The following is an 8,039-nucleotide window of genomic DNA, read 5'->3' on the forward strand; positions in this document are numbered from 1 at the left end:
GCGCCGAGAGTCTGGTGCTCAGCGGAGAGGCGGGACCCAACCCCTGGATCCGCGCCCCCGAGGAGGAGGCCGCCGCCGGCGACGAACTGCTGCCGGCCGGGGTGCGCCTGGGGGCCGCCGCCCTGGGGAGGCTGGCCAGCTGCGGTGTGGCGGCGCTGGTGGTGAGCCTCCAGCCGCGGGTGGGGCTGCTGATCAGCGGCGATGAGCTGGTGGCGGCCGGCGGGCCCCGGGGGCCGGGCCAGATCTGGGAGAGCAACGGCACCCTGCTGCGGGCCCTGCTGGAGCGGCTGGGCTACCCCGTCAGCGAGCAGCGGGTGGTGGCCGACGATCCGGCCGCCCTGCGCCGGGCCCTGCAGGAGCTGGCAGAGGGATGCGATGTGGTGGTCAGCACCGGCGGCGTGTCGGCCGGCGACAGCGACTGGATCCGGCCCCTGCTGGCCGAGCTGGGGGAGGTGGGCTTCTGGAAGCTGTTCCTCAAGCCCGGCCGGCCCTTCGCCTTCGGCCGGCTGGGGCCTTGCCCCTTCTTCGGCCTGCCGGGCAATCCGGTGGCGGCGGCGATCACGGCCCTGCAGCTGCTGTGGCCGGCCCTGCAGCAGCTGGAGGGGGGCGAGGTGGTGCCGCTGCCGCGGCTGAAGGTGCGTCTGGCCTCGGCCCTGAAACGGGTCGCCGGCCGGCCCGAGCTGGCCCGGGCCCGGCTGGCGGTGGCCGGCGACGGGGCCCTGCTGGCCCAGGTGGAGGGCAGCCAGGCCTCCTCCCGCATCGGCTCGCTGCAGGGGGCCGACCTGCTGCTGGAGATCCCCGCCGAGGTCGGTGCCCTGGAGGCCGGCGCCGAGCTGTGGGCCCAGCTGCTGCGGCTGCCGTTGCTCTGAGTCAGTCGCCGTTGGCGTCAGTCGTTGCTGGCGTGCGTCGTCCTGGGGGCGGGGATCGGGGCTGGAATCGGGGCCGGGAGGCCGTCGATGCTGCGGCGGTTCTTGCGCTGCCAGTAGCGCTCCAGGCCGTCGTTCCCCTTGCGGCGAGCCCAGCTGTCGAGCTCGGTGCGGTCGCCGGCGTAGCTGTAGCGGGGCACCGCCATGCCGCAGGAGGTCTGGACCCGTTCGATGGCCAGATCGAAGATCTGACGGGCACCGGCCAGGGGCTCGAAGTGGCCGTAGAGCGCCTCCCAGCCGTCCTCACCGCGCTGGATGGTGCGGGCGCGGCCGTAGAGCCGCAGGATCTGGGGCGGGCCCTCGAAGGCGCAGAACATCAGGGTCATGCGCGGGCACACCTGCACGTGGGCGGCGGTCTCGTTGCCGCTGCCGGTGAGGTTGAGCCAGATCACGCGGTGCGCGTCGAGCACCCGCAGCGCATCGCGCCCCTTAGGAGACACGTTCACCGTGCTGTCCGCGGTGGCGGTGCCGACGAAGAAGAGCTTCTGGGCGGCGATGAAGCCGATCTGGTCGGCCGTGAGGGCGTCGCTGGACTGGCCCATGGAAGGGGTGCGAAGGAAGGGGAGGGGTTCAGAGCGGGGTGTTGCCGGCCACCCAGGTGCCGCGGCCGCCGCTCCACTCCCGTTTCCAGAAGGGGGCGTGGTGCTTGAGATCCTCCAGCAGCTCCTGGACGCAGCGCAGGGCGGGACCGCGGCGGTCGGCCTGGACGGCCACCAGCACGATCGCTTCCCCCGGCCGCACCCGTCCCACCCGGTGGGCCACCAGCACCGCGCCCACCCCGTGGCGCGCCGCGCCGGCCTCGGCGAGGGCTCGCAGCTGGGCCTCGGTCATGCCGGGGTAGTGCTCCAGTTCGAGGGCCTCGAGGGGCGCGCCGGCGGCGGTGGTGGGGCGCACGCGGCCGATGAAGTGGCTTTCGGCGGCGGAAACCGTGGCGTCGGGCTCCTCGGCAGCCAGGCTTCTCTGCCAGGCCGCCAGCCGCTCCAGCGGCTGGAAGGGGGCCTCCAGGAGCTGCACCGTGATCGGAGGGGATGGGCTCCCGGGGCTGGGGGTCGCCATGGTTCAGCCTCCGGTGATCGGGGGCAGGAAGGCCACCTCGTCGCCGGGGGACAGGGGGCTGTCGGGGGCGGCGAAGGCCTGGTTGATGGCCACCCGGACCGTGGCCGGCAGCTCGCCGCTCGACTCGCCGGAACCGGCGCCCAGGGCCAGCTGCCGCCAGAGATCCGAGGCGGTGGCGCGCTGGGTGTCGGGGCGGGCGTCGAGCTGGATGAGGCGCTCGCCCCAGCCGGCCCGTTCGCGCAGGCCGGCGAACAGGCGGACGCGCACGGGGGGGACGTTCGGGTGGGTCATGGGGTCAGGCGGAGAGACCGACCTGGCTGTGCAGGGACCGGCAGACCACCCGGTTGCGGCCATGCCGTTTGGCTTCGTAGAGGCAGTCGTCCGCCAGCTGCAGCAGCCGGTCGGCGTCGCACTCGGCCATGGAGTTCGGATCCCAGGCGGCGATGCCGATGCTGACGGTGAGGATGTTGCCGGTGGCGATCCCCGGGTGGTAGATGCCCTTGTCCTGGATCGACGCGCGCAGCTTCTCGCACAGGAGCAGGGAGGCATCGGCATCGGTCTTGGGCAGGATGATGGCGAACTCCTCGCCCCCCAGCCGCGCCACGAAGTCGCTTTTGCGCCGCAGACCCGTCCGCAGGGCATCGGCGATCTCCTTGAGGCAGCGGTCGCCGTAGGCGTGGCCCAGAACATCATTCACCACCTTGAACTGATCGATGTCGATCAACGCCAGGGACAGGTTGACCTGGGCGGCTCTGGAGGCGGAGACATTCCCCTTGAGGAAGGAATCGAAGCTGCGGCGATTGGCGAGCTGGGTGAGGGGATCCAGCATCGCCAGCCGCTTCGAGCGCTCGCTCTCGAAGGCATAGAACAGCAGGCTCAGCAGGCTGCTCATCGCTTCGATGCGCTCCACCTCCTGGTCGCTGAAGACGCTGCCCTCATGCAGGGCGATCGTGAGCACAGGGATGGAAACCCCGCGCGAGTCCAGTCGGATGCCGAGGTAATCGCTGCAGCCCACCTCCTTGAGGGAGTCCAGAAACGGGAAGCCGTTGTCTTTGGTGGCGTTCAGCTGCTGCCGAAACACCTTGCTCCTGGTGGCGATGAAATGCAGGGGGCTGCGCAGGTGCTCATCCTGTTCCAGAAAGTCCCGCTCCATGCGCAGGGTGCTGACAAGGCCCGGCTTGGAGCTCACCCAGACGTACTGGCTGCAGTCGATGTCATCCTGATCGGGCAGAAAGGCGAGGGAGAAGCGGTAGATCTCCAGGCCCCAGGATTTCAGCTCATTGACGAACAGGAGCACGAACTCCTCGAAGCTGCGCAGCCTTGACCAGTTGTCGATGATGTAACGCTCCAGCGGAATCTTCCGGTCGGGCGTCTTGAATTCGTCGCCATGGCCGGAATCACGCAGCCGTGATGTGGCACGGATCTGCTCCAGCGTCTGCTGCAGGGAATCGCGGTCCGCCCAGTCGGAGGATCGGATGAACGTCTCCACCTCCTGCAGGGGCAGGGGCCGCGACACGAGGAATCCCTGCAGGGCATCGGCTCCCAGTCGGATGACGGCGGTGAGTTCGTTGTGGGTTTCGACGCCTTCACAGACCACGGTCTTGCCGAGGGCATGGACCGTGTCGATGAAGGAGCCGACATAGCGCTGCAGTCGGAAGGAACGGTCGATTCCCTTGATCAGGTCAATGTCGAGCTTGATGGCGTCGTACCAGGCCTCACTGATGCGCCGGTAGTTGGAAAGCCCGGAGCCGAAGTCGTCGATGAAGATTCGGAAGTTCAGCTCCCGCATCAGCCGTTCCGAAGCCGTTGTCACCCCTTCCGATCCCGCCAGGATGTCCGTGGCGGCCATCTCCGTGATCTCGATGCAGAAGATCGAACTCTCGATGCCATGGTGCTTGAACAGGCCGATCAGCTGGTTGAGACGCTGATCGGTGGAGACGGAATCGGAGCTGATGTTGACGGAGACATACTCGATGCGATGACGCAGAAACTCCGACGCCTGGAGCTGCTGCTGCACCTCGTTGAGCCTGCTCACCACGAGGGCATCGATCTTGTGGGCAATGCCGATGTCATGGGCCAGCTGGATCACGTGGCCCGTGCCGAGCTTGCTGAGCGCTGGGGGCAGGAATCGAATCAGCAGTTCGAGCCCGAAATGGCCTGGGTTGCTGAGCTGAAGAATCGGCTGGAAGCGCAGCTCCAGATCGCTGGCCTTCAGGGACGTGAGTTGACTTCTGATCTCACCCTTGTCCTTGACGAGCAGATCATCTCCGCTCTTCACCAGGCGGTAGGAACGCCTGTCTTCGGCGGCCAGCATCTCCCCGCAGGCCTGCATCGTCAGCAGGGTTTCGGGTGGCGCGCTCAGCTGGAATCGCTGCCCGGTGATGATCACATCGTCCCAGACGAGCACCGAATCGCTGGAGATCTGAATCGACCCGGACACAATGCCCAGCAGACGGGCCAGGAGTGCCTCACAAGCGGCGGTGTCGTCGATGGGAATGCTGCCGGAGGCCCGCACGATCAGGGCGATCTTGTTTTTCGAGACGTGGTAGAAGTTGAAGCCGGGATGCACGGCCCATCCCTTGTCGATGGCGCGGCAGGCTTTGGTGAGGATGTCGTTGATCTCCACCTCACTGAGATAGCCGCGTTGCCGCTCGAGATAGCGAAAGTCCATGGTGACCAGGAAGCCGTCTTCGCCGCGCTCCGCGTGCTTTCTGAGCGCCGAAGCCTCGAGATCCTTCACCAGGGCATAGTGCGTCAGGAAGGACGTCTGGCCGTGCTTGCGGAAGCTTCCGTTCACCGGTTGCTCCTTCCGGCGGTTCTGGCTGGATCGCCAGGCGATCGCCACGCTCAGTCCGATCCCCAGCAGCCCCAGGGTCAGGGCGAGGTTGCGGACGCGATCCGCCTGGCTGGGCAGGGCCGGCGCCAGGGTCAGCCCCACCGCCAGATCCCCGAAACCCACCCGGTAGAGCGAACCGGCCGGCGCTCCCTTCACGATCCCCTTCGCCTCCAGGGCGGTCCATGGGGCCAGCCGGATCTGCCTGTTGCCTTCCGGATCGCGGTTGACCAGGCTCGCCCCGGAGAGCCGGATCCATTCGGGGGCCTGGCGGCGGGCGGGGCCCGTGGTGAAAAGCAGAGCATTCCCCTGGCTCGGTTCGTCTGCCACCACCAGCACGAGCCGGCCGAAGCGTCGCGGGCAGACCAGGGGCCTGACCTTCAGGGTCGCGGCCCCAGTGGCCATCACCGCCGGAACGGGGGTGTGCGCCAGCTCCGCCTCGGCGACGGACTGCAGCCCCAGGGAGGCCATGGGCGGCCCTGGGCTGGCGAAGCTGTGCTCGACGCCCTGCGGGGCGGTGCACAGCCGCCTGGCGATCCGATCATTCTGGCGGCGTAAGTCGTTGGAGCTGCGCTGATCCAGCAGGTGGTTGAAGATCAGAAGAGAGGTGCCCGAAAGAAGCGCTCCACTGATGATCATCCATGTGGTGCGTCGGCGCATGTTCCTCCCTCACCAGCCTTACCTTAGCCACCGAAGGCGTGCTAAGCCTCCCGCCGCCCCAGGCTCCCTGCCCGGCGGAACCATTCGATCTTCTTCCCGGCCGTTCTTTCTCCTGGGTTTCCTCACCATAGCTTAGGGATCATTCAGGTTGCTCGCTGAGCGCTCGATGGTGACTACGGCGACGTCGATAGGTTTGTCCACGCCCCTAACATTCGCGGGCATGCCTTCTTTCAGGCCGTGGGCGCCGTACGGATCACAACGTCAGCGGTTGGGCCGCCAGTTGGGTGGCCTTGTGTGTCAGCACACCCCTGGCTGATCGGCGGGCATGTTTTCACCATGCCGATGGATCTTCAGCCGTGATCCATACAGCTGTGGTGGGAGGCGGCGCCTGCGGGCTGGCCGTGGCCAGGGGGCTCTGGCAGCAGGGCCGTCCCGTGCGTGTCTATGAACGGGCCTTGGCGTCCCATCTCCATGGCCATGGGTTTCTCCTGCTGGCCAACGGTCGCGCTGCCCTGCGCCGGCTCGGCTGCGACCCGCACGGCACCCTGGGCCATCCGATCACGTCGGTGAAGATCCTCTGTTGCTCCGGGCAGGTGTTGGTGGAGCACCCGCTCGAGGGGGCGGTGGCGATGCTGCGTCACCAGCTGCTCAACGTGCTGTTGCGCGACGCCCCTGACGATCTCGTCCACTACAACCACCCGTTCGAGCGCTTCGACTGGGATCGGGAGCGGGCTCGGGCGGTGTGCTTCCAGAACGGCCGCTCCCACCCCGCCGATGCCTTCGTCGCGGCCGATGGGGTGCGCTCCAGCTGCCGGCTGTCCCTGGGCTGCGGGGCGATGACCAACCCGGGCCGGGTCAAGGAGATCGTCGCCCTCGTGCGCCAGCCGCTGGTGGCCGCCGAGCTGGGCCATCGCTTCCTCAAGGTGCTGGATCCCTCAGGAGGGCTCGCGGTCGGCCTGGTGCCCCTGGGTGATGACCGGCTGGTCTGGTTCGTGCAGTTCGACAGCCAGCGTTTCACCGTCCCCCAGCCCTCCGAGGTGGGGGCCTTCCTCGAGGAGCACTTCGGGGGGTTCCCCGCCGTGGTGCGCCACGTGCTGGCGGCCACCGATCCGGCCCGCGCCCATGTGTGGCACACGGTGGACGAGGATCCGGCCACCCGCTGGAGCAAGGGCAATGTGGCCCTGGCGGGGGATGCGGCCCACCCGCTGCTGCCGTTCACCAGCCAGGGGGTCAACACGGCCCTGGAGGATGCGGTGGTGCTGAGCGACCTGCTGCTCGGCTGCCGCGATGCCGCCGATGTGCCCGAGCTGTTCCGCGCCTACGAACGCCAGCGGCGGCCGGCGCTGCTGGGCTGCGTGGAGGCCGGTCGCCAGATGGCGCGGGCGTTCGTCCAGCCCTCGGCCACCCGGTTGCAGCTGCCGCTGATGGCATGAGCGACCGCTTGGCTGACAGCTTCCGCGACGGGGCGGTGCCGCTCGAGCTGCTGCGTCAGCGGGCCCACAACCTGCGCTGGGCCGAGCAGCCCCCCGGGGTGATCCCGCTCACCGCCGCCGATCCCGATTTCCCGGCGGCGCCGGTCATCCGCGACGCGATCGCCGAGTACGCCCGCTCCGGGGTGTTCAGCTACGGCCCCGCCGGCGGACTGCCCTCCTTCCGCCAGGCGGTGGCCGGCTACCTGCGGCAGCGGGGGGCGCCGGTGCCGCCAGAAGGGGTGGTGGCGGTGAACAGTGCGGCCGCCGGCCTGGCCCTGCTGACCCGCCACTGGCTGTCGCCCGGCGACGAGGCGATTGTGTGGGATCCGGTCGACTTCCTCTTCGCCCACACCGTCCGCAGTGCCGGCGGGGTGCCGGTGCTGTGGCGCATCGATCCCCGGGCCCCCCTGGATCTGGCGGCGCTGGAGGCCCTGGTGACCCCCCGCACCCGGGTGCTGTGCCTCTGCAACCCCCACAACCCCCTGGGCCGCTGCTTCCGCCGCGATGAACTCGAGGCCCTCGGCCGCTTCTGCCTGGAGCGGGGCCTGCGGGTGCTGAGCGATGAGGTGTGGAGCGATGTGGTCTACCCGCCGGCCACCTTCACCAGCTGGCTGGCCCTGGAACCGGAACTGGCCGGCCTCGGGGCGGTGGTGCATGGCTTCTCCAAGTCCTTCGGCCTGGCCGGTCTGCGGGTGGGCTACGTGGCGATGGCGGATCCGGAGGCCGCCGCCCGGCTTCTGGCCGCCAGTGAGCTGCCCTCCACCATCGATGGTGTGGCCACCCTCAGCCAGGTGGCGGCCACGGCGGCTTACAGCCCCGACGGCCTGGCGTGGCTGGAGGCCTTCCTGCGCCATCTGCGGGCCCGCCGCGACCAGGCCGTCACCCGGCTGGCGGCGATCCCCGGCCTGCGGGTGCAGCCCCCTGCGGCCACGTTTGTGCTGTTCGTCGGCCTGCCGCCGCTGCCCGAGAGCGTCGAGGCGCTGGTGGAGCGGCTACGGCGGGAGCATGGGGTGGCGGTGGTGCCGGGGAGCCCCCGCTGGTTCGGCCCCGGGGCGGCGGGCCACCTGCGGCTGAGCTTCGCCACCTCCGAGG

The 8,039-nt window shown here is 69.2% G+C and carries 7 protein-coding genes; 3 read left to right on the forward strand and 4 right to left on the reverse strand.

Going from position 1 to position 8,039, the window contains the following annotated elements:
- The coding region (locus VB737_RS12915) for a molybdopterin molybdotransferase MoeA (protein ID WP_500313529.1) at window positions 1-869 on the forward strand (869 nt) is incomplete at its 5' end.
- Window positions 870-886: 17 nt separating this feature from the next.
- Here VB737_RS12915 and VB737_RS12920 read toward each other — a convergent pair.
- The 4 genes from VB737_RS12920 to VB737_RS12935 are packed head-to-tail and all read right to left on the reverse strand — an operon-like array spanning window position 887 to window position 5,475.
- Window positions 887-1,468 carry a pyridoxamine 5'-phosphate oxidase family protein gene (locus tag VB737_RS12920; RefSeq protein ID WP_500313531.1) on the reverse strand — a complete coding sequence of 194 codons (582 nt, stop codon included), beginning with the start codon at window positions 1,466-1,468 and terminating at the stop codon, window positions 887-889.
- Window positions 1,469-1,496: 28 nt separating this feature from the next.
- A complete protein-coding gene (locus tag VB737_RS12925) occupies window positions 1,497-1,982 on the reverse strand; it encodes a molybdopterin synthase catalytic subunit (RefSeq protein ID WP_500313532.1) in 486 nt (161 codons plus the stop codon).
- Window positions 1,983-1,985: 3 nt separating this feature from the next.
- Window positions 1,986-2,273, reverse strand: a complete 288-nt coding sequence (locus VB737_RS12930; RefSeq protein ID WP_500313534.1) for a MoaD/ThiS family protein — start codon at window positions 2,271-2,273, stop codon at window positions 1,986-1,988.
- A 4-nt stretch (window positions 2,274-2,277) separates the two neighbouring features.
- Window positions 2,278-5,475, reverse strand: coding sequence for a bifunctional diguanylate cyclase/phosphodiesterase (locus tag VB737_RS12935; protein ID WP_500313536.1), 3,198 nt, complete (start codon window positions 5,473-5,475; stop codon window positions 2,278-2,280).
- 356 nt (window positions 5,476-5,831) lie between these two features.
- Here VB737_RS12935 and VB737_RS12940 point away from each other — a divergent pair, with 356 nt between their 5' ends.
- Window positions 5,832-6,908 (forward strand): FAD-dependent oxidoreductase, encoded by a 1,077-nt coding sequence (locus VB737_RS12940; RefSeq protein WP_500313537.1) that lies wholly within the window; start codon window positions 5,832-5,834, stop codon window positions 6,906-6,908.
- On the forward strand, window positions 6,905-8,039 hold a 1,135-nt coding region (locus VB737_RS12945), incomplete at its 3' end, for a pyridoxal phosphate-dependent aminotransferase (protein WP_500313538.1). The genes VB737_RS12940 and VB737_RS12945, both read left to right, overlap by 4 nt.

Source organism: Synechococcus sp. BA-120 BA3, assembly GCF_034931285.1.
Lineage (GTDB): Bacteria > Cyanobacteriota > Cyanobacteriia > PCC-6307 > Cyanobiaceae > Cyanobium.

What these genes read in the sequence shown, in the direction of transcription:
- VB737_RS12920 (WP_500313531.1), bottom strand. Translation starts at nt 1,468, where the DNA reads ATGGGCCAGTCCAGCGACGCCCTCACGGCCGACCAGATCGGCTTCATC.
- VB737_RS12925 (WP_500313532.1), bottom strand. Translation starts at nt 1,982, where the DNA reads ATGGCGACCCCCAGCCCCGGGAGCCCATCCCCTCCGATCACGGTGCAG.
- VB737_RS12930 (WP_500313534.1), bottom strand. Translation starts at nt 2,273, where the DNA reads ATGACCCACCCGAACGTCCCCCCCGTGCGCGTCCGCCTGTTCGCCGGC.
- VB737_RS12935 (WP_500313536.1), bottom strand. Translation starts at nt 5,475, where the DNA reads ATGCGCCGACGCACCACATGGATGATCATCAGTGGAGCGCTTCTTTCG.